Below are 19,885 nucleotides of genomic sequence, written 5' to 3'. Positions count from 1 at the left end.
ATTGCCTGCCCGGATGCCGTTGTCGATCTCACCTTGCGGTTGCAGCGGTAATTTCATACCAGACGGACAAAGCCTTTCTTCTCGGTCAAACGGAGAATTCGCGTGAACCGTGCCCTGCCATTCGTGTTCCTTCTTGCGTTGAGTGCCCCTGCTCTCAGTCAGACCGTCGACAGTCAGGGTGCGAAGCAATTGTCCGACGACTTGTCCCGCTATGTCGGCAAGCAGGCGATCGACAAAGGCATTTTGAAGGTTTCGCTGGAAGGTGGTGCTTACAAGATCCTGTTCGATTTCAAGGCACTTGCCGCATCATTTCCGGACCAGAAACTGCTGAAGTTCGACTTCGCGCCCTATGCCCTGATGGTCAAGCCGCGCAGCGACGGATGCTGGGATGTCTCGATGGATTTCTCCCAGAGCGCCTCCTTCGAGTTCAACGGACCCGAAGGCCTGCAAAGCACTCAGTTTTCGATCAAGGACGGCAAGGGCTCGGGCGTCTACGATCCAAATCTGGCGGCCTTCACCAGCGGCACCAGTTCGATGGCCGGCATGACGATGGCGTCGAAGGATGCCAAGCAGCACATGGAGGCCAGCACCGGCGCTGGCATCGCGACCGTTGCCGCGACCAAGTCGGCGACCGGAGGCGTCGATTTCACAACCTCGCAGAAGGTGTCGAGTTTTGTCGAAGCGATCAATTTCGATGACCCCGAGAGCGGGCTGAAATTCCCGGTCACCGTCAGGTCGCCGGAATTGTCGGTCGAAGCCAGCGGCAAGGGCGTGCAGACCAAGCCATTGCTCGATCTCCTGGCATTTGCTGTGGCCAACGAGGACGAGGCGACGCTGAAGGCCAACCAGGCGCAGCTCAAATCGCTTTTGTTCGCCGCCTTACCGCTTTGGCAGCGTATCGACGGGACCTATGGTTTCAAGGATTTCGCGGTGGAAAGCCCGGTCGGCAATTTCGGCGCCACCCAGCTCAGCACCGTGTTCGGCTCCGACGGCGTCGCCCAAAATGGCACGATCACCTACGGCATCAAGGCATCGGGACTGACCGTGCCGACCCAGCTTCTCCCGAGCTGGAGCGTGGGGTTGTTGCCCACCGATGTCGATTTGAACTTTGGCGGCGCCAATATCGATCTCGACAGCATGGCGAAGAAGGCGATCGAAGCCTTTGATCTCAATAAGAATCCGCCGCTGTCTGCCGAATTCGGCCAGCAGCTTAAGGCCGACTTCATGGCCAAGTCGCCGAAGGTCGTGCTTGGCCACAGCACCGTGAAGAACAAGGATACGGAGATCGCCCTGGAAGGCGAGATGACATTCCCAGGCGAAAAGCCCGAAGGTAGCGTGACCGTCGATGTCGCCGGCTTCGACAAGCTTGTCGAAGGCCTGCAGGAAGCGGCAAAGTCGGAACCGGAGGTGGCCCAATACGTGCCAGTCGCTCTCATGGCGAAGGGCTTTGGCAAGACGCTGCCCGATGGCCGGCTGGAATGGATCGTCAACGCCAAGGCCGACGGTTCGGTCACCGTCAATGGCGTCATGCTGAAGCCTGCCGATCCGGCCGTGGACGACAGCGTGGACGATGGTGACGGCGACGATGACAGCGGGGACGACAGCGGCGGCGCAGGTGCGAAACTGAACCCTTGAAGGCTGGAGTTTAGAGCCCCAGCGCGCTTGCGATCTTCGGCGCGGCTTCGTGCCAGTCCTGGACGACGACCACATCGTCCGTCACCGGGGGCAGGAATGCGCGCAGCGAATTGTCGGCCATCAGGTGGAACAGTTCGGCGTCGGCGACCGATTCCCGCACCGACGCCAGATTGTGCGGCTGATCGTCGACGAAGACCACCGGTCGGCCGGCCTTGCCGCGAAGCTTGGCCACTGCCGGTCCTTTGGCCATTTCAGTGGTCAGAAGCGGGTAGCTCAGTCCAAGCGCGTCGAGATGGACACGACGCACGGCACGGTGTTTGTGCGGCATGGCCGTCAGCAAGATGATTTCCGCGCGGTCGCCAAGCCCTGCCAGGGCCTCTGCCGCGCCGTCCGTAATGTTTTGCCAATCGGCTTGCGTGTCAAAGAAATCGCCCAGCAGTGCCGTGACTTCGGGCTGTTCGATCAGGCGGCCGCTGGCCGTCTCTGCGATGTTGCCGGTCAGCCGGAACGAGGCCAGCGTCAGGCCATAGCCACGCGTCTTGAGGAAATTCGGAAACGGGCGGATGAATTCGAGCACGACATCGTCGACATCGAGCACCAGCAACGGCCGGTTGTCGGCTGCCAGTTCTTCGATCTGGCGCGCTGTTTCTGGATCATCGCTCATATGGAATGCTCGTGGTTGTCATCGCCCAGCGGCAGCGACCGCAGGGCCTTGCCGACAGCAGCCGGCGGGGTGCCTGTTTCCTCGGCAAAGCGCATCAGCGTCGGCTCGTGGGCGAGGATGAATTGCAGGACACCAGCCAGGAAACCTGGCTCACTGGCGGCTTTGCGGATCGAATGGACCTCTATGCCGGTGATAGCCAGAAAGCGCGGCAAAAGCTCCGGATCGGAGGCGACAAAGCCCAGGGCCTTCACGGCAATCGATTCCGCTTCTTCGCGCATTGACGCTGCGTTTGCCATCACTACCTTCGGTGTGTGGAATGAGTCTCTCCCGCAGTAATGGCAAGAGTTGCTTGCGGCAAGCCATTAGAGCGTGGCGCGCCCTTTGGACGCGCAGGCGACGAGGTGGAATTCGCGCTGTTTTCCAGCCGCGGATTTCCGTTTCGTCAATCATATTGCCGTAAAGTGAAGCAGGGTTTGGTGCGTTCAGACATGGGCGCATGACGGTCGCCTTCGAAGCGGAAGGGCGGCCGGGACGGGATATCGATGCCGAAGAAGGTTATGATCGTCGAGGACAATGAGCTCAACATGAAGCTCTTTCGGGACCTCATCGAGGCAAGCGGTTACGAGACCGTGCGCACCCGCAACGGTCTGGAAGCGCTCGATCTGGCACGCCAGCACCGGCCGGATCTCATCTTGATGGATATCCAATTGCCTGAGGTGTCGGGGCTTGAAGTGACCAAATGGCTGAAGGAGGACGACGAACTGCACGTCATCCCCGTCATCGCCGTGACCGCCTTCGCCATGAAAGGCGACGAGGAACGTATCCGCCAGGGTGGCTGCGAGGCTTATATTTCGAAGCCGATTTCGGTGCCGCGTTTCATCGAAACCATCAAATCCTATCTGGGCGATGCGTGATGTGCCCCTTCAGCCGAGTCGGAGCGTTATGAAATGACTGCGCGGATCCTCGTCGTCGACGATATCCCTGCCAATGTGCGGCTGCTGGAAGTGCGGCTGCTGGCCGAATATTTCGAAGTGTTGACCGCCACCAACGGGCCGGATGCGATCGAGACCTGCGAGAACGGCAAGGTCGATGTCGTGCTGCTCGATGTGATGATGCCTGATATGGACGGCTTCGAGGTCTGTCGGCGGCTGAAGAGCGATCCGGCGACATCGCACATTCCGGTGGTGATGATCACCGCGCTGGACCAGGTTTCCGACCGCGTCCGCGGGCTTGAGGCCGGCGCCGACGACTTCCTGACCAAGCCGGTCAACGACCTGCAGCTGATGACGCGCGTCAAGAGCCTGGTTCGGCTGAAGTCGCTGACCGACGAGTTGCGGCTGCGCGCCTCGACGACGCGCAACATCGGCATCGAGGAGTTGCTCAGCCGCAATTTCGCATCCGAGGACACGACGCCGAAAGTGCTTTTGATCGACGAGCGCAAAACATCCGTCGAGCGCATCCAGAAGATGCTGCGTGATCGGGCCGACCTCGACGTCACACATGATCCGCATGCCGGTTTCTTCCAGGCCGCCGAGACATCCTATGAATGCGTGATGATCTCGACCGCGTTCGCCGATTTCGATCCGCTGAGGCTCTGTTCGCAGTTGCGCTCGCTCGATCGCACCCGCTTCGTTCCGATTATCCTGCTGGCGGAGGAGGGCGAGGAGGAACGTATCATTCGCGGCCTGGAACTCGGCATCAACGACTATCTCATGCGGCCGATCGACCAGCAGGAACTGACGGCACGGCTGCGCACGCAGGTGCGCCGTAAGCGCTACAACGACCAGCTACGGGCCAGCGTCACCCAGACCATCGAAATGGCGGTGACCGACGGTTTGACCGGGCTGCACAATCGCCGCTATCTGGACAGCCATCTGCAGACGCTGTTCGATCGCGCCGTGGCACGGCGCCGGCCGCTGTCGGTGATGATCACCGACCTCGATCGCTTCAAGGCGATCAACGACGCGCACGGTCATGATGGCGGCGACGAGGTGCTGCGGGAATTCGCACGGCGGCTGCGCAAGAATGTCAGGGGTATCGACCTTGCCTGCCGCTTTGGCGGCGAGGAATTCGTCGTGGTGATGCCGGATACCGAGGGCGCGGTGGCCGAGAAGGTGGCCGAGCGCATTCGCGCCGAAATCGCCCAGGCGGCTTTCGCCATCGGCCAGGACGGCAAGGCGATCGAAGTCACGGTCAGCGTCGGTGTGTCGTCGGTGCTGAAGGGCGTGGACACGGTGGCGGCGCTCATGAAGCGTGCCGATCTCGCGCTCTACGAAGCCAAAAGCGGCGGCCGCAATCGGGTCGTCGCCAAGGCGGCGTAGTGATCCAGCCCCGATTATCCAGTCAACCCGACAGGGTTACCCGTTTACCTTAATCCAAGCGATTCGCGAGCCTTGGTTAAGAAACTGTTGATTTTTATAAGCTCTTGCGCGACTGTGCAGGCCAAGACGAAGCCGGCACGAGGATAGACCGCCGGCTCCGGTCCCTGGGAATACCCCATGATGCTCAGGTCCGCCGCATCTCCTGGGTTCGTGGGGTCGGCCGGCCGGCGCTGGCACATAGTGGCCTCCTCGTACCGCTGCCAAACGCCGACCGGCCCCCTTCTTTCCAATGAACATCAGAGCTCCGTGCCAAAGCACGGAAGACTCTGGGTTTTTGCGCCTGAAAATCTGGATATCGTTACGGGAAACTGCCCCGAGCGCTTGTTCCGCGGCAACCAACAGGGGGAACAATACCGTTCCCTTCCATTTCATACATATGGCGCACAAGGGGCTTGCGGCAAGACCCGGCTCCTCCCGTAAAACCGACCCGAACCAAGGTGCGGAAAACGGGAGTGATGATAATGGTTTCAGATCATGCGGTGGTGATCGCCGGGGGTGGTCCGACGGGATTGATGCTGGCGGGCGAACTGGCGCTAGCAGGCGTCGACGTTGCCATTGTCGAAAGGCGGCCGGATCAGAAACTTGCCGGCCTGCGCGCAGGCGGCCTCCATGCACGCACCATCGAGGTGCTCGACCAGCGCGGAATTGCCGATCGGTTCCTCTCGCAGGGCCAAGTGAGCCCGGCCGTAGGTTTTCACATGATCCGCCTGGACATCAGCGATTTCCCAACCCGGCACAATTACCTGTTGGCGTTGCGGCAGAACCACATCGAGCGCATCCTGGCCGACTGGGTCGGCGAGTTGAAGGTGCCGATCTATCGTGAACACGAGGTTGCGGGGTTTATCCAGGACGACAGCGGCGTCGACGTCGAACTGTCCACCGGTCACCGCCTGAGGGCCGCATATCTGGTCGGCTGCGACGGAGGCCGCAGCACCATTCGCAAGGCGGCCGGTATCGAGTTCGCCGGATGGGATCCGACGATGAGCTGGATGATTGCCGAGGTCGAAATGTCGGAAGAACCGCCATGGGGCTTCCGCAGCAACGCCTCCGGAATTCATGCCCTGGGTAAGATCGAGGACGGCAAGAAGGTTGGCGTCGTGCTGACGGAGCCCCGCCTGGAGGCGCGCGGCGAACCGACGCTACGCGAGCTCAGCGAGGCGCTGGCTGCCATCTATGGCACCGATTTCGCGGTCCACAGCCCGACCTGGCTCTCCCGCTTCACCGACATGACGCGCCAGGCTGCCGCATATCGCGACAGACGCGTGCTGCTGGCCGGCGATGCCGCCCACGTCCATCCGCCGATGGGTGGACAGGGCCTCAACATCGGCGTGCAGGATGCGGTGAACCTTGGATGGAAGCTGGCCCAGGTCATCAAGGGGATATCGCCGGAAAGCCTTCTCGACAGTTATCACGCCGAGCGCCATCCGGTTGCCGCCCGCGTGTTGCGTAACACGATGGCGCAGGTCGCGCTTCGCCGCACGGATGACCGCAGCAAGGCCTTGGCCGACACCGTTGCCGAGTTGCTCGGCATGGATGAACCCCGCAAAAAGATCGCAGCCGAGATGTCCGGCCTGTGTGTCCACTACGACCTCGGCGAGGGGCACCCGCTGCTTGGGCGGCGAATGCCCGATCTCGATCTGACCACCGCCGGCGGACCGTTGCGGGTCTTCACCTTGCTGCACGACGCGCGGCCCGTGCTGCTCAACCTCGGTGAGCCCGGCAGACTGGACATCGCGCCCTGGGCAGAACGGGTTCGGCAGATCGACGCCGGTTACGCCGGTATCTGGGACCTGCCGGCTCTCGGGAGTGTCGTTGCGCCCGACGCGGTCTTGATCCGGCCCGATGGTTATGTGGCTTGGGCCGGGGCGGGAACCCAACGGGGCCTTGTGGACGCGCTGACCACCTGGTTCGGGCCGCCTGCTGCCGCAGGTTAGCAGACGCGATCGAAGCGATCGCGCGACCGCCTTGAGAATATTGCGTCGCTTCCTCCGACAGTGCTCCTGACAGTCGGTTGACAGGAGTTTTCAACTGTGCAGAATTGGTTGGACCATTGGACCACTCGGAGGAAATGTGGACCAGAACAGCCTGCCACCCATTCAAATCACGGCGCGCGACGACGCCGTGTTGAAAGCGTTGGTGGGATTTGTTCGCGCCGAAGCCCTGCAGCTGGGCGACAGACTCCCAACCGAACGCATTCTCGCCGAGCGGCTGAAGGTCAGCCGCAACACCGTGCGCGAGGCTCTGACACGCTGGGAAGGGCTCGGCCTCGTCGAACGCCGGCAAGGCAGCGGCACCTATCTCAAGGCGGCTGTTTCGCCTGATATGCTGCACATGCCGCTGACACTGGCCGGCGGCAATGATTTCACCAGCCTGATGCAGACGCTGGAGATCCGCCGCGCGCTGGAGGCGGAGGCAGCAGCCCTTTGCGCCGAACGCGCCAGCCAAGCCGATATTGCCGAGATCGCACGCAAGCTCGACATCATGGAACAGGCGTTCCGCACGCGCGAGGGCATGTCGTCGGAAGAGGATTGGGAGTTCCACCAGGCGATCTACCGGGTCTCGGGCAATCCGCTGTTCGAGCAGATCATCGCCGCCATGCATGAGCTGTTTCACCGCTTCTGGGAGCATCCGCTCGGCGTGCGTGACTTCGGCCACGCCAGCTTTCCCTATCACCGGACCGTCTACGAACGCATTGCTGCCCGCGATCCGCAGGGCGCTCGCGCCGAGGCGCTCAAGCTGATCGCCACCGTCGAGGACGACCTCAAGCGCGGCGCGGCCAAACTCAAACTCTCGAGCCAGACATGAACGAGCATCCATCAGGTTTCGATTACGACTATCTCGCCGAAGCGGCGACGCTTTTGGCGCATGACGAACCGTTCCCCGGCGGTGCGGTGGTGCCGCCGATCTACCAGACCTCGCTGTTCACCTTCGCCAACTATGCCGAGATGGCCGAAACCTTTGCCGGCAAACGAAGGCAGCCGATCTATTCGCGCGGCGACAATCCCACGGTGATGGAGTTCGAGGCGCGCGTGGCAGCGCTCGAGGGCGCAGAAGCCGCGCGCGGCTTTTCCAGTGGTATGGCGGCGATCAGCGCCACGGTGCTTGCGTTCGTCGGTGCGGGCGAGCGCATCGTGGCGGTGCGCAATTGCTATGGCGATGCCTACCGTTTGTTCGAGCGGCTGTTGCCGCGGCTCAACATCAAGGTCGATTATGTCGACGGCTCCGACCCGGATGCGGTCGCGGCGGCACTTCCCGGTGCCAAGCTGCTTTATCTGGAAAGCCCGACCTCGATGATGTTCGAGCTGCAGGACATCGCGCATCTGACACGGTTGGCCAAGGAACAGGGCATCGTCACCACGATCGACAATTCCTGGGCGACGCCGGTGTTCCAGAAGCCGATCACGCATGGCGTCGACCTGGTGCTGCATTCGGCCTCGAAATACCTTGGCGGCCACAGCGATACGGTCGCGGGCGTCGTGGCGGGTTCGGCTGCCCACATCAAGCACATCAACGAGCAGACCTATTCCTATCTCGGCGGCAAGCTGTCACCGTTCGAGGCGTGGCTTTTGCTGCGCGGCCTGCGCACGCTGCCGCTGCGCCTGCCGCACCACATGAAGAGCGGCCTGACCATCGCCGAACGCCTGAAGGCGCATGCCGCTGTCGAGCGGGTCAACCATCCCGTCTATTCGAACCACCCGGGCAAGGCGACGCTGGCCGGCTATGCCGGGCTGTTCTCCTTCGAGGTTACGGACGAGATCGACATCGCCGTCTTCGTCGACGCGCTGAAATATTTCCGCATCGGCGTCAGCTGGGGCGGGCATGAAAGCCTGGTCGTGCCGGCCAAGGCGTCGCTGGAGCAGACGCCGGGCCTGAATTCGATGGCGCGCTTCGGCGTCAGCCCCCGAACCATCCGCTTCAATGTCGGATTGGAGAGTGTCGAAGACCTGTGGGCGGATGTCGCCCAAGCCTTCGAAAAAGCCAGAAAATAACAAGCGGGTTCAAAATGGGAGTCTTGAACATGAAAAAACTGACCGTCATGCTTGCCACCGTTGCGGGACTGGCGATTTCCGCCGGAAATGCTGTGGCCGATTCGACCCTGAAAATGGTCGAAGTCATCACCAGCCCGCCACGCACCGAATTCCTGAAGAAGCAGATCGCCGAGTTCGAAACGGCCAATCCAGGCATCAAGGTCGAGCTGATCTCGCTGCCCTGGGGGCAGGCGTTCGAGAAATTCCTGACCATGGTGCAGGCCGGCGATACGCCCGACGTGGTCGAGATGCCGGAGCGCTGGATGGGCCTCTATGCCAACAATGCCCAACTCGAGGATCTCGGCCCGTATATGGCCAAATGGGATGACGCCAAGACGCTTGGCGACCGCGCCAAACAGTTCGGCTCGACCGTCAACAACACCCAGTTCATGATCCCCTACGGCTACTATGTGAACGCGCTGTTCTGGAACAAGAAACTGTTCAAGGAGGCCGGCCTCGATGGCCCGCCGGCGACGCTTGAAGATTTCGTCGCCGATTCCAAGAAGATTTCCGCGCTCCCGGGCAAGTACGGCTACTGCCTGCGCGGCGGGCCGGGCGCCTTCAATGGCATGCACATGTTCATGAACATCGCCGCCGGCAAGGGCGGTTACTTCAACGAGGACGGCACTTCGACGATCAACGAGGAGGGCTCGGTCAAGGGCCTGCAGATGCTGGCCGACATGTACAAGGACGGACTGGCGCCGAAGGATGCGGTGAGCTGGGGTTTCAACGAAACGGTCACCGGCTTCTATTCCGGCACCTGCGCCATGCTCAACCAGGATCCGGACGCGCTGCTCGGCATCGCCGACAAGATGAGCGCCGACGATTTCGCGGTGGCGCCATTGCCGGTCGGGCCGAGCGGCAAATCCTATCCGACACTCGGCTATGCCGGTTGGGCCATGTTCGCCAACTCGCAGCACAAGGACGACGCCTGGAAGCTGATGGCGACCCTTTTGTCGCCGAAGGACAATCTGGAATGGGCCAAGGAAGTCGGCGTCGTCCCGATCCACAACGGTGCCGACCAGGATCCCCATTTCAAGACCGAGCAGTTCAAGGGCTGGTTCACGGAGCTCAGCGACAGCTCCAAATATGAAATGGTCACCCCGCCGACGCATCTGGAGAACCTCGGCAATTTCGTCGACCAGGTGGCGATCAAGAATTTTCAGGAAGTGCTGCTTGGCCAGAAGACGGCCAAGGACGTCGCCGACCAGTGGGCTGCCTTCCTGACCAAGGAACAGCAGGACTGGCTGGCGAAGAACAAGAAGTAGTTTTTCTTCCCTTCTCGCCGTTTGCGGGGAGAAGGTGTCACGAAGTGACGGATGAGGGGCGGCGCTATGCCTCGATAGGTTCGCGCTGCCCCTCATCTGCCCGCCCGTCTTCCGCAGCAGCTGCGGAGGGTGGACCGGCATCTTCTCCGCGTGAAACGGGGAGAAGGACGCTTGTCATCAGCCCCGACGCCGTTCCAGGAGCGCCCCCGAGCCAATGACCTACGCCGTGTCCGAAATACGATCCGTCGGCAAGCCGCGTCGCAAGCGGCTATCCCATGCCGCTATCGAGCCATGGCTCTATCTCAGCCCGGCGATCATCCTGCTGGTCGTGGTGCTTCTGGTGCCGCTGGTCATCGGCATCAGCTACTCCTTCCGCAAGTTCTCGGCGTTCAAGTCCGAATATGTCGGGCTCGGCCAGTATCAGGCGATGCTGTCGGATCAGGTGCTGGGCCAGGCGCTGGTCAACACGTTGTGGTGGACGGTCGCCAGCCTTTTCTTCCAGTTCTTCCTCGGCCTTGGCCTGGCGCTTCTGCTCGACAAGCCGTTTCGCGGCCGCAAGGCTGTACAAGCCCTGGTGTTCCTGCCCTGGGCGGTGCCGTCCTTCCTGTCGGGCCTGACCTGGGCCTGGCTGTTCAATCCGATCATCGGCCCGCTGCCGCACTGGCTGTTTGCATTGGGTCTGAAGGCCGAGCCGACCAATGTGCTGTCCGATCCGTCAACCGCCATGTGGGGGCCGATCGTCGCCAATATCTGGTTCGGCATTCCGTTCTTCGCCATCACGCTCCTGGCGGCGCTGAAGTCGATCCCGTCGGAACTGCATGAGGCTGCGGCCATCGATGGAGCCTCGCCCTGGCAGCGCTTCACCAAGGTGACGCTGCCGTTTCTGGCGCCGACCATCGCCATCACCGTGATGTTGCGCACCATCTGGATCGCCACCTTCGCCGACCTGATCTTCGTCATGACCGAAGGCGGACCGGCCGGCTCGACCAACACGGTGCCGGTCTACATCTATGTCAGCGCCTTCAAATCGCTGGACAAGGGCTATGCCTCGGCGGTGGCCGTGCTGCTATTGGTCCTGCTCATTGCCTATGCGATTGCGCTGATCGGTATCCGCCGCACCCTGGTGAGGCACGTCTGATGATCGCAGGACGCACAGCCTCGCAGCGCTTCTTCGGCGGCATCGGCCTCTACGCGGCAATCGCGGCTTACGTGCTCTTTGCCTTGTTCCCGATCTACTGGACGCTGAAGATCTCGGTCACGCCGGAGCGGCTGCTTTATTCCGAAGGCATCACCTTCTGGCCGTCGCACATGACGCTGCAGAACTTCGTCACCGTGCTCGAGGCCACCGATTTCCCCCGCTATTTCCTCAACAGCGTCATCGTCTCGGTATCGACGGCGGCACTGGTGACAATCATCGCCACGCTTGCCGGCTATGCCATGTCGCGCTTCACCTTTCGCGGCAAGGCAGCACTGGCGCTGATGTTGCTTTTGACCCAGACCTTTCCGCTGGTGATGGTCATTCCGCCGATCTACCGCGTGATGGGTCAGATCGGACTGATCAACAGCCTGACCGGGCTGATCATCATCTACACCGCCTTCAACACGGCTTTTGCCACCTTCCTCATGCAGTCCTTTTTCGACGGCATCCCCAAGGATCTGGAGGAAGCGGCGATGATCGACGGCTGCACGCGTGCGCAGGCGATGCGCAAGGTGATTGTACCGCTGACGCTGCCGGGCATGGGCGCGACGCTCGGTTTCGTCTTCACCGCCGCCTGGAGCGAGCTTCTGTTCGCGCTAATGCTGATTTCCAGCGACGACCAGAAGACCTTCGCCGTCGGCTTGCTCACCTTCATCGGCAAGTTCGCCGTCGATTGGGGACAGATGATGGCGGCATCCATCCTGGCGTTGATCCCGGTCTGCATCTTCTTCGCCTTCCTGCAACGCTATCTCGTCACCGGCCTGACCGCCGGCGCCGTCAAAGGATAGATCGATGGCCTCTGTTACGCTCGAGAAGGTCCGCAAGGACTATGGCGCCGTCCGCGTCCTGCACGCGGTCGACCTTGAAATCGCCGATGGCGAGTTCGTCGTCCTGGTTGGGCCGTCGGGCTGCGGCAAGTCCACGCTTTTGCGCATGATCGCCGGGTTGGAGGAGGCTTCCGGCGGCGAGATCCGCATTGGCGAGCGGCTGGTCAATGACGTAGCACCCAAGGACCGCGACATCGCAATGGTGTTCCAGTCCTATGCGCTCTATCCGCATATGGACGTGTCGAAGAACATGGGCTTCAGCCTGCTCCTGAAGAAGGCGGAGAAGGCGACGATCGACGCCAGGGTGGACGGCGCCGCCAAGCGGCTCGGGCTCGACACCTTCCTGCAGCGCCTGCCGCGGCAATTGTCCGGCGGCCAGCGCCAGCGCGTCGCCATGGGCCGGGCGATCGTGCGCGACCCCAAGGTCTTCCTGTTCGACGAGCCGCTGTCCAACCTCGACGCCAAGCTGCGCGTCCATATGCGCGCCGAGATCAAGGCGCTGCACCAGCAACTGAAGACGACATCGGTCTATGTCACGCACGACCAGATCGAGGCGATGACCATGGCCGACCGGATCGTCGTCATGCATGACGGGCTGATCCAGCAGGTCGGCGCGCCGCTCGATCTCTACGACCGGCCGGCCAACATGTTCGTTGCGGGTTTCATCGGTTCACCCGGCATGAATTTTCTGCCGGCGACGGTTCGTAAGGGCGCTACGTTGGAGGCCGTACTGGCCGACGGCCAGGCGCTGCGGCTGCCGGAAGGCCTGCCACTGACCCACGGTGACGCCATCACCGTCGGTTTGCGGCCCGAGCATATCAAGCTGGCGGACGAGGGTGCGTTGAAGGGCGAGGTGGGTGTGGTCGAGCCGCTCGGCCTTTCGACGCAGTTCTACGTCAAGCTAGCCAGCCAGCAGCTGTGCGTCTTTGCCATGGGCCGTGCCGGCGTCAAGTCCGGCGACGTGGTGCGGTTGGCGGCCGAACCGGACCAGCTGCATCTGTTCGATGCGAAAAGCGGCGAGCGCATCGGCTGAGGGGACGCAGCCGGGTCGGATGCGGGCAGCCGGATCAGGCGCCGCTATCGGGCGGGACATACACGGTAACGCTACATTTCAATTGGATAAAATAGCGGAACGTCCAAGAGACATTTCCGGAACCTAACAGGATCGCTCGGACCTTTGCGTCTAGGGCGCAAGACCTTAGTCCCGCCGTCTTCTCAAAAGAACGGAGGTCATTTCGCCGCGAACTAGGCCACCGTCGGAGTTAGTCAACACCGACGGTGGCACCTGCAATATGGGCGAGTGGGTTGTGTGCGGATATGGTGTGATCGCGGAAGGCGATTGTAGACCGCTAACCGCGAGGGCTTCTTTTGGACAGCGGCGAGCTGTCCAACGGGTTTTCAGCCGATTTGGCCGATCGCCGCTCCTTCAGCCACAGGGACTTCTTTCTCCTTGCCAGGTTCTCGTCTCGAACGCTGTCTTCGGCGGTCACTCCGCCATGCATCGCGGCAATCACGTAGTCGGCTCTGTTGGTTCGAAAGTCGCCTTTTTGTACGGACATCGTTTTCTCCCAGTGCGAGGCATTTCCCCCCTTTTTGCCTGACGCTGAAACTAACTACCTATCCGTGGTGCAAGTCTACCAATTGGCGATTGTATTAAAACGATACACTCAGATGGCGCGATCGCACGAGAGGAGCCCATCCTGGCGAGGCTTCTTCATTGACCCTGTTGTGATCCTTGCGGGGGTGCCGCGGCGGGAGGTGTCGGAGCCTGCGGTGCGGGTTCCGTGGAAGGCGTGGCGGGGCTGTCAGGCTGAGGTGCAGGCGGTGGGGCCTCTTCCTCAGTCAGAACCTGGTCAGTCCTGGCCTTGATCTCATCAGCCGTCTGCTGGCTTATCAGCCCGTTGCTGACGGCGAAGCCAGCAGCCAGAGCGACAAGGGCTGCAATGATTGCAGCTTTCAACTTCTTCGACATCCATAGGCGCCTTATTCGTGACACCCAACCCACGGCCAAGGGTGCCGCAACCATGGCTAAGGGTCAATCCTTTGGCTGAAGTCTCTGCTCGGATGCAACGAAATCAACTGTTACAAACGAAAAACGCCGCCCATTGGGCGGCGTTTCGGCATTGCGGCGGGAAACCCGGATTACTTGATCTTGGTTTCCTTGAACTCGACGTGCTTCTTGGCGACCGGGTCGTACTTGCGGAACGACAGCTTGTCGGTCTTGGTGCGGCTGTTCTTGCTGGTCACGTAGAAGAAACCGGTGTCGGCGGTCGACAGAAGCTTGATCTTGATGTTTGCGGCTTTGGCCATGATATCAGTCCGTTTGTTCGTGGGGTTTTGGCCGCTGGAGCACGGGGAAACACCCGGACGCGGGAAACTTGGCGCGACACATAAAGAACGCGCCCGGAAAGTCAAGCCCGGTAGGCCTTGTGCGACCCACCAGAGCCGGCTCGGGAGCGGAAATCATGCGGTTTCCGTCGCCGATGCCGCAACCTTCTTCCAGTCTCCGGTCGTGTTCCACCAGCGATTCGGATTGGCGCGGTCGTCCAGCCCCTTGGAACGGCTGGCGAGAATCGGCTGAATGCGGATCACCGGTTCCTGGTAGGAGTGCGCCTGGAAAATCGCCTCGACGACGCGGGCGGCCAGCGCCTGGTCGTCCGGCAGTTCGAAGGAAACCTCGACCGTGCCGGGGCGCCGCCGCAATTCGGTTTCGGCGCCGGCGGCCGCACCGTCAAGCGGCCTGTAGCGTTCGATGCCGTGCGCCGACTGATAGGCATTGCGGTCATATTTGCCCATGGCCAGCGGCGCGATCGCCACCACGGCATCCATGATGCGGTCGACGTCAGCGGCCGGAGCCTGGAAGGTCACGAGCAGAAGCAGTGTCATTCGTAGCGATGTGGTTTCAAAGCCGCTGTCGATCATGGAAGTGTCCTCAAGTGTTTTGGGACACCTTTTTAGCCCTGTGCTCCTGACACGGTTCTGTCAGCAGCCTGTCACCGTGCCGTGCCAAATGCATGGCAGGCCGCAGTCGCGCTACAGCAGGATCTTGCGAACCAACCTGACGGCGACCAAAGCGATATAGGCGGCGAAGAACAGGCCGAGCGACCAGCCGAAGCCGGACGGGCCGAACGCATCCATGCCGATGCCGATCGCCTGCGGGCCGAGCACCATGCCGACGCCGTAGCACAGCACGAAGGCGGCATTGGCCGACGCCAGTTCATGGCCGGAAAGCTGCGAGCCGAGATGGGCAAGGCCGATCGTGTACATGGCAGCGACGACGCCGCCCCAGACGAACAGAAGCGCGGCCATCAAATGCCAATTCTGGGCGAAGAAGGGCATGAACACGGTGCCGATAAGACCGACCGTCGCGCAGGCAATCAGCAGGTAGCGGCGATCGCTGACGCGGTCGCTGATCATGCCGATCGGGATCTGCAACAACACATTGCCGAGGCCGATCATGGTCAGCAGAAGGGCCGCATCGGCCTCGGAATAGCCGATTCGGCTGCCGTAGATCGGGAACAGCGCAAAGCCGCCGGTTTCCACCGCGCCGAACACCAGCACGGCAGCGGTCGCCGACGGCACCAGCCAGATGTAGCGCAGGAAATTGCTGGTTTCGCCATCCGAGGCGATCGACGGGCTCTCGTTGCGTGCTGCCAGCACGGGTATGGCCGCCAGCGTCACCAACGCGATGATGACGCCGAACGGCCTGAAGCCGGAACTGCCGAGATGAGCGAACAGCCACGGTCCGGCGGCAAAGCCGAGCGACAGGACAGTGGCGTAAATGCCAAGGACAAGGCCGCGCCGGTGCGGCGGCGCCGAGGTGCTGATCCAGAATTCAGACAGGATGAACAGCACCGTCAGCGCAATGTGCAGCACGATGCGCAGTGGAAACCACATCCAGAAATCGGGTGCGAAATGGAAGCCGACAAAGGCCAGCGCGCCGGCGGCGATCATGGCGATCATGGTCCAGGCAACGCCGAAGCGCATGGCGAGCGGGGTCGCCAGCGGCGCACCGGCGATCGAGGCGAGGCCGGCGACGGCGGTGTTGAGGCCGATCATCGAAGCCGAGTGGCCGCGTGTTTCGAGGATGACGCTGAGCAGCGGCATGCCGAGGCCGATGGCGATGCCGACGACGCTGATCGACGAGATCGCCGCCACCATCGGCAGCCAGTGTACGCGCTCGTCGCCCTTTGGTTGGGTATCGACCGTCATGGATGCTGAATACTCTGTCTGTTTGATCTTACGCAATTCGGACGGAAAACCGCGTCACACTTTCCTGGAATTGCTCTAGAGAAGTTCGCGGATGAAGCGGCTGCGGACAAGCCGGTAGAAGGGCACGGGACCGCCTGGACGCAACAGTGGATCATGGGCGAGGCGCTTTTCCAACTCGTCCAGGATCATTCGGGTGATGTCGGGTATGTCGGCTTCCCTGGCCTTGGCAAGCGGCAGCCAGACCAGCTCTTCCAGTTCGTTGGTCGGACCGCCACCGGGCAGTTCGACCGCGACGTCGTCACGCCAGGCGCTGAAGAAGCGGGTGTCGAAGCGGCGCACCCGGTTGGGTGGCGTGATGGCGCGCGCGACGAAGCGCAGCATGTCGAGAGAGGGTTGCACGCCGTGTTCGGCAAAGCCTTGCCAGTCGGATCTGGGGGTTGCGAAAGCACCCTTGCGGCCGATCAGCAGCCCGGCTTCCTCATAGGTCTCTCGGATGGCCGACAGGGCGATGGCGCGGGCTCGTGCGGCGCTTGTGCGCCCCGGCCCGGCGATCAGCTTGGCTTCCTGCTCCGGGTGCAGGGCGGCGACGACCGGTATGCGGCTATCGGCCGGATCGGTGCGGCCGCCGGGAAAGACGAACTTGCCCGGCATGAAGGCGTGGCCGGCATGGCGGCGACCCATCAGAACCAGTACGTCGTCGTCCTTGCGGTCGAGCAGGATGAGAGTTGCCGCGTCGCGCGGGCGAATTGGCCGGTCGCTATGAGCGATCATGCTCCGCTCGATCCTGTCGACTTCCGCCTTGGTCATACCGTCCATGCGCAGGACCTAGCGGAAACTTCTGGCAAGCGAAAGTGGCCTTTCACGGTCGGTATGTTGCGCCAGGCAGCATTCTTGGCTGCGGCCTAGGCTCCGGGATGCGGCTCGATCACGTCGTGCTCGCCGCCGAAGCCGTGCATATAGAAGGCCCATTGCAGTCCGATGACGGCACCCTTGACCGGCTGCAGCAGCGCAACCGACAAAAGGATGGTCAGCGGCACCCAGATGGCGATGTGCTGCCATATGGACAAAGTCGACGTCGCCTCCACGCCCATGAAAGCGCCCAGCACGATGTGGCCGACAATGACGATGACGAGGTAGGCCGGCAGGTCGTCGGCCCGGTGGTGATGCAATTCCTCGCCGCAGACGCCGCATGTGTCGACGGTCTTGGTAAAAGCGCGAAACAGCTTGCCTTCGCCGCAATGCGGGCAGCGGCCGAGCAGGCCGCGCTTCATCGCCGTCCACAGCGGGCGTGCGGCCCGGCCCGAGTGATGTTCTCCGCCGAAAACCTGTTCTTCCATGGCTGTTGTCATCATCGTCTCCTGCCGCGCGAACCCGGTCGCGATTGCGACGCGCGGGCGCGGCCCTTGGCCTTGTGAAACGACCGCTTGGAGCCCGGCAGAGGCTTTGGGTCGGTCAACATCTCAAAGCGCATTGCGCCGGCCATCGGCGCCACCTCGATAAGCCGGACCTCGACGCGGTCCGCGAGTTGGTAGCCTTTGCCAGAGCGTTCTCCGAACAGGGAGCGAGCCGTTTCATCGTATATATAGTAATCGCCGCCCAGAGTTGACACCGGGATGAAACCATCCGCGCCGTACTGCGGCAATTGGACAAATAGTCCTGATTTGGTGACGCCGGAGATGCGGGCATCGAAGCGGTCATCGACGCGTTCGGCGAGATAGGCGGCGATCAGACGGTCGACCGTGTCCCGCTCGGCCGCCATTGCGCGGCGTTCCGTGCCGGAGATCAGCACCGCGACATCTTCGAGCCGTGCCGCTTCGTCCTGCGTCAGCCCACCCGGACCCAGTCCGAGTGCGGCAATAAGTCCGCGATGCACGATCAAATCGGCATAGCGGCGGATCGGCGAGGTGAAATGGGCGTAGCGGCGGAGGTTGAGACCGAAATGGCCGATGTTCTTTGGCGAGTATTCGGCCTGGCTCTGCGAGCGCAGCACCACTTCGTTGACGAGGCCTTCATTGTCGGCGCCGCGCACGCGCTCCAAAATGCCGTTGAACTGGCTTGGCTGCATCTGCGCGCCGCGCGCCAGTGACAGGCCCAATGTCTGCAGGAACTCGCGCAGCGATTCCTGCTTGGCGAGCGACGGCGCGTCGTGGACGCGATAGACCAGCTCCTGCTTCTTCGCCTCCAGCGTCTCGGCCGCGGCGACATTGGCCTGGATCATGAATTCTTCGATGAGCTTGTGGGCATCGAGCCGCTCCGGCACGATGACGCGGTCGACGGTGCCGTCCGGCTTGAGTACGATCTTGCGCTCCGGCAGATCGAGTTCGAGCGGCTGGCGGCCATCGCGGCCGCGCTTCAGGATCGCATAGGCGTCCCACAGTGGCTTCAGCACGGTTTCGAGGATCGGGCCTGTCTTGTCGTCCGGCGCGCCGTCGATCGCCGCCTGAGCCTGTTGGTAGGCGAGCTTTGCCGCCGACTTCATCATGACGCGATGGAAGGTGTGCCTGAGCTTGCGGCCCTCGGCCGAAAAGATCATGCGCACCGCCAATGCCGGCCGGTCCTGGCCCTCGCGCAGCGAGCAGAGATCGTTGGAGATGCGCTCGGGCAGCATCGGCACGACACGATCCGGGAAATAGACCGAGTTGCCGCGCTTCAGCGCTTCGCGGTCGAGTGCAGTGCCATAGCGCACATAGGCGGCGACGTCGGCGATCGCCACGGTGGCAACCACGCCGCCGGGGTTCTTCTCGTCGAGATCCGGCGTGGCGAAGACGGCGTCGTCATGGTCCTTGGCGTCGGCCGGATCGATGGTGACCAGCGGCAGGTCGCGCCAATCCTCGCGATGGTCAAGCGTCGCCGGTTTGACGGCTTCGGATTCTGCGATGACGTCGGCCGGGAAGATATGCGGAATGTCGTGCGCATGGATGGCGATCATAGAGACCGCCTTTTCGCTGGTCAGAGAGCCCAGCACGTTGAGCACCTTGGCTCTCGGCAAGCCGAAACGGGAGGCTCGCGCCGGCTCGACCTCGACCAGGTCGCCATTCTTGGCGCCGTTCTGGAATTCCTTGTCGACGATCAGTTCGGGCTGGCGCCGTTCCACCGGTTCGATGCGGAAGGTGCCGTCCTGCAGGATGCGAAAGATACCGAGCACGGCATCGGTACGTTTTTCGAAAATCTTCACCACCCGCCCGGTGTAGGCGGGGCCGCCCAGGGCGACGTTCGTGTCGTCGGCCGGAAAGGTCTTGGCCAGCACGCGGTCGCCAATGCCGGGCGCCGGTCCACTGCCACTGCGCGACAGGCGGATGGAAACGATCGGCGGCGGCCCATTGGCTGTGTGTTCGGTTGGGCGCGCCAAGAGCACGCCATCGGCATCGCGGTCGAAAATATCGAGGACCGTGACATGGGGCAGGGCACCGACGCGGGCCAGCCCCTTGCGCTCCTTGGTGAGGACGCCTTCGTCCTGCAGGTCGCGCAAAATATCCTTCAGCCAGATGCGGTCGTCGCCGCGCAGCGCGAACGCCTTGGCGATGTCGCGCTTGCCGGCGCGATCAGGATTTTCGGCAATGTAGCGCAGGATTTCGTCACGCGACGGCCGATAGTCGTCCTTGACCTTGGCCCTGGTGTCGGCGGTGCGCGGATCGCCGTGGGTTCTGCCGGTGATCTTGCGCGCCACGCTGT

19 protein-coding genes are annotated in these 19,885 nt (G+C 62.3%); 10 read left to right on the top strand and 9 right to left on the bottom strand.

The annotated features are described in order from the left end of the window. Positions 1-102 precede the first annotated feature (102 nt). A complete protein-coding gene (locus LB559_RS01140) occupies positions 103-1,635 on the top strand; it encodes a hypothetical protein (protein WP_224672881.1) in 1,533 nt (510 codons plus the stop codon). Between the two features lie 10 nt (positions 1,636-1,645). Here the strand turns inward: LB559_RS01140 and LB559_RS01135 are convergent, their stop codons facing one another. Next, positions 1,646-2,299: a hypothetical protein gene (locus tag LB559_RS01135; protein WP_013531934.1), complete on the bottom strand. Its 654-nt coding sequence runs from the start codon at positions 2,297-2,299 to the stop codon at positions 1,646-1,648. After that, positions 2,296-2,595 (bottom strand): DUF3572 domain-containing protein, encoded by a 300-nt coding sequence (locus LB559_RS01130; protein WP_024503583.1) that lies wholly within the window; start codon positions 2,593-2,595, stop codon positions 2,296-2,298. The genes LB559_RS01135 and LB559_RS01130 overlap by 4 nt, the downstream gene beginning before the upstream one ends. A gap of 246 nt (positions 2,596-2,841) precedes the next feature. On the opposite strand from LB559_RS01130, the gene LB559_RS01125 reads away from it, so the two are divergent. The 9 genes from LB559_RS01125 (at position 2,842) to LB559_RS01085 (ending at position 13,034) form a co-directional block, all read left to right on the top strand. After that, positions 2,842-3,213 (top strand): response regulator, encoded by a 372-nt coding sequence (locus LB559_RS01125; RefSeq protein ID WP_013531932.1) that lies wholly within the window; start codon positions 2,842-2,844, stop codon positions 3,211-3,213. Positions 3,214-3,246: 33 nt separating this feature from the next. Then, complete coding sequence (locus LB559_RS01120; protein ID WP_024503582.1) at positions 3,247-4,620, top strand: PleD family two-component system response regulator; 1,374 nt, start codon at positions 3,247-3,249, stop codon at positions 4,618-4,620. Between the two features lie 521 nt (positions 4,621-5,141). After that, positions 5,142-6,614, top strand: coding sequence for an FAD-dependent monooxygenase (locus LB559_RS01115; RefSeq protein ID WP_224673097.1), 1,473 nt, complete (start codon positions 5,142-5,144; stop codon positions 6,612-6,614). 136 nt (positions 6,615-6,750) lie between these two features. Continuing rightward, positions 6,751-7,485: a FadR/GntR family transcriptional regulator gene (locus tag LB559_RS01110; RefSeq protein WP_224672880.1), complete on the top strand. Its 735-nt coding sequence runs from the start codon at positions 6,751-6,753 to the stop codon at positions 7,483-7,485. Further along, positions 7,482-8,669 (top strand): PLP-dependent transferase, encoded by a 1,188-nt coding sequence (locus tag LB559_RS01105; protein ID WP_224672879.1) that lies wholly within the window; start codon positions 7,482-7,484, stop codon positions 8,667-8,669. Before LB559_RS01110 ends, LB559_RS01105 begins: the two co-directional genes overlap by 4 nt. 29 nt (positions 8,670-8,698) lie before the next feature. Next, positions 8,699-9,976: an ABC transporter substrate-binding protein gene (locus LB559_RS01100; RefSeq protein ID WP_013531926.1), complete on the top strand. Its 1,278-nt coding sequence runs from the start codon at positions 8,699-8,701 to the stop codon at positions 9,974-9,976. Between the two features lie 214 nt (positions 9,977-10,190). Continuing rightward, positions 10,191-11,114, top strand: a complete 924-nt coding sequence (locus LB559_RS01095; RefSeq protein ID WP_013531925.1) for a carbohydrate ABC transporter permease — start codon at positions 10,191-10,193, stop codon at positions 11,112-11,114. After that, positions 11,114-11,962: a carbohydrate ABC transporter permease gene (locus LB559_RS01090; protein WP_013531924.1), complete on the top strand. Its 849-nt coding sequence runs from the start codon at positions 11,114-11,116 to the stop codon at positions 11,960-11,962. The genes LB559_RS01095 and LB559_RS01090 overlap by 1 nt, the downstream gene beginning before the upstream one ends. A gap of 4 nt (positions 11,963-11,966) precedes the next feature. After that, positions 11,967-13,034 (top strand): ABC transporter ATP-binding protein, encoded by a 1,068-nt coding sequence (locus tag LB559_RS01085; RefSeq protein WP_024503579.1) that lies wholly within the window; start codon positions 11,967-11,969, stop codon positions 13,032-13,034. A 316-nt stretch (positions 13,035-13,350) separates the two neighbouring features. On the opposite strand, the gene LB559_RS01080 is transcribed toward LB559_RS01085, so the two are convergent. The 7 genes from LB559_RS01080 to rnr all read right to left on the bottom strand — a co-directional run bounded on the left by LB559_RS01080 (position 13,351) and on the right by rnr (position 19,880). After that, the gene (locus LB559_RS01080; protein WP_013531922.1) at positions 13,351-13,560 is read right to left on the bottom strand and encodes a hypothetical protein; all 210 of its coding nucleotides are present in this window, start codon (positions 13,558-13,560) and stop codon (positions 13,351-13,353) included. A gap of 583 nt (positions 13,561-14,143) precedes the next feature. After that, positions 14,144-14,311: a 50S ribosomal protein L33 gene (gene rpmG / locus LB559_RS01075; RefSeq protein WP_006201775.1), complete on the bottom strand. Its 168-nt coding sequence runs from the start codon at positions 14,309-14,311 to the stop codon at positions 14,144-14,146. A 153-nt stretch (positions 14,312-14,464) separates the two neighbouring features. Beyond that, a complete protein-coding gene (locus tag LB559_RS01070; RefSeq protein WP_024503577.1) occupies positions 14,465-14,923 on the bottom strand; it encodes a hypothetical protein in 459 nt (152 codons plus the stop codon). Positions 14,924-15,034: 111 nt separating this feature from the next. Then, positions 15,035-16,213, bottom strand: a complete 1,179-nt coding sequence (locus LB559_RS01065; RefSeq protein ID WP_024503576.1) for an MFS transporter — start codon at positions 16,211-16,213, stop codon at positions 15,035-15,037. A 75-nt stretch (positions 16,214-16,288) separates the two neighbouring features. After that, positions 16,289-17,029 carry an NUDIX hydrolase gene (locus LB559_RS01060; protein ID WP_027161472.1) on the bottom strand — a complete coding sequence of 247 codons (741 nt, stop codon included), beginning with the start codon at positions 17,027-17,029 and terminating at the stop codon, positions 16,289-16,291. Positions 17,030-17,115: 86 nt separating this feature from the next. Next, positions 17,116-17,550 carry a DUF983 domain-containing protein gene (locus tag LB559_RS01055; RefSeq protein ID WP_024503574.1) on the bottom strand — a complete coding sequence of 145 codons (435 nt, stop codon included), beginning with the start codon at positions 17,548-17,550 and terminating at the stop codon, positions 17,116-17,118. An 11-nt stretch (positions 17,551-17,561) separates the two neighbouring features. Further along, the gene (rnr, locus tag LB559_RS01050; RefSeq protein WP_064995802.1) at positions 17,562-19,880 is read right to left on the bottom strand and encodes a ribonuclease R; all 2,319 of its coding nucleotides are present in this window, start codon (positions 19,878-19,880) and stop codon (positions 17,562-17,564) included. Positions 19,881-19,885: the final 5 nt, after the last annotated feature.

It is taken from the genome of Mesorhizobium sp. BR1-1-3, from assembly GCF_020165455.1.
Taxonomy (GTDB): domain Bacteria; phylum Pseudomonadota; class Alphaproteobacteria; order Rhizobiales; family Rhizobiaceae; genus Mesorhizobium; species Mesorhizobium ciceri.
The sequence above is the reverse complement of the archived record's forward strand: the minus strand, read 5'-3'. Positions and strand labels throughout refer to the sequence as shown.

Excerpts from the sequence above, each read along its gene's own strand:
- LB559_RS01125 (WP_013531932.1), top strand. The coding sequence starts at position 2,842 with ATGCCGAAGAAGGTTATGATCGTCGAGGACAATGAGCTCAACATGAAG.
- LB559_RS01130 (WP_024503583.1), bottom strand. The coding sequence starts at position 2,595 with ATGGCAAACGCAGCGTCAATGCGCGAAGAAGCGGAATCGATTGCCGTG.
- LB559_RS01080 (WP_013531922.1), bottom strand. The coding sequence starts at position 13,560 with ATGTCCGTACAAAAAGGCGACTTTCGAACCAACAGAGCCGACTACGTG.
- LB559_RS01135 (WP_013531934.1), bottom strand. The coding sequence starts at position 2,299 with ATGAGCGATGATCCAGAAACAGCGCGCCAGATCGAAGAACTGGCAGCC.
- LB559_RS01100 (WP_013531926.1), top strand. The coding sequence starts at position 8,699 with ATGAAAAAACTGACCGTCATGCTTGCCACCGTTGCGGGACTGGCGATT.
- LB559_RS01095 (WP_013531925.1), top strand. The coding sequence starts at position 10,191 with ATGACCTACGCCGTGTCCGAAATACGATCCGTCGGCAAGCCGCGTCGC.
- LB559_RS01105 (WP_224672879.1), top strand. The coding sequence starts at position 7,482 with ATGAACGAGCATCCATCAGGTTTCGATTACGACTATCTCGCCGAAGCG.
- LB559_RS01090 (WP_013531924.1), top strand. The coding sequence starts at position 11,114 with ATGATCGCAGGACGCACAGCCTCGCAGCGCTTCTTCGGCGGCATCGGC.
- LB559_RS01120 (WP_024503582.1), top strand. The coding sequence starts at position 3,247 with ATGACTGCGCGGATCCTCGTCGTCGACGATATCCCTGCCAATGTGCGG.
- LB559_RS01115 (WP_224673097.1), top strand. The coding sequence starts at position 5,142 with ATGGTTTCAGATCATGCGGTGGTGATCGCCGGGGGTGGTCCGACGGGA.
- LB559_RS01065 (WP_024503576.1), bottom strand. The coding sequence starts at position 16,213 with ATGACGGTCGATACCCAACCAAAGGGCGACGAGCGCGTACACTGGCTG.
- LB559_RS01060 (WP_027161472.1), bottom strand. The coding sequence starts at position 17,029 with ATGGACGGTATGACCAAGGCGGAAGTCGACAGGATCGAGCGGAGCATG.
- LB559_RS01070 (WP_024503577.1), bottom strand. The coding sequence starts at position 14,923 with ATGATCGACAGCGGCTTTGAAACCACATCGCTACGAATGACACTGCTT.
- LB559_RS01085 (WP_024503579.1), top strand. The coding sequence starts at position 11,967 with ATGGCCTCTGTTACGCTCGAGAAGGTCCGCAAGGACTATGGCGCCGTC.
- LB559_RS01055 (WP_024503574.1), bottom strand. The coding sequence starts at position 17,550 with ATGGAAGAACAGGTTTTCGGCGGAGAACATCACTCGGGCCGGGCCGCA.
- rpmG (WP_006201775.1), bottom strand. The coding sequence starts at position 14,311 with ATGGCCAAAGCCGCAAACATCAAGATCAAGCTTCTGTCGACCGCCGAC.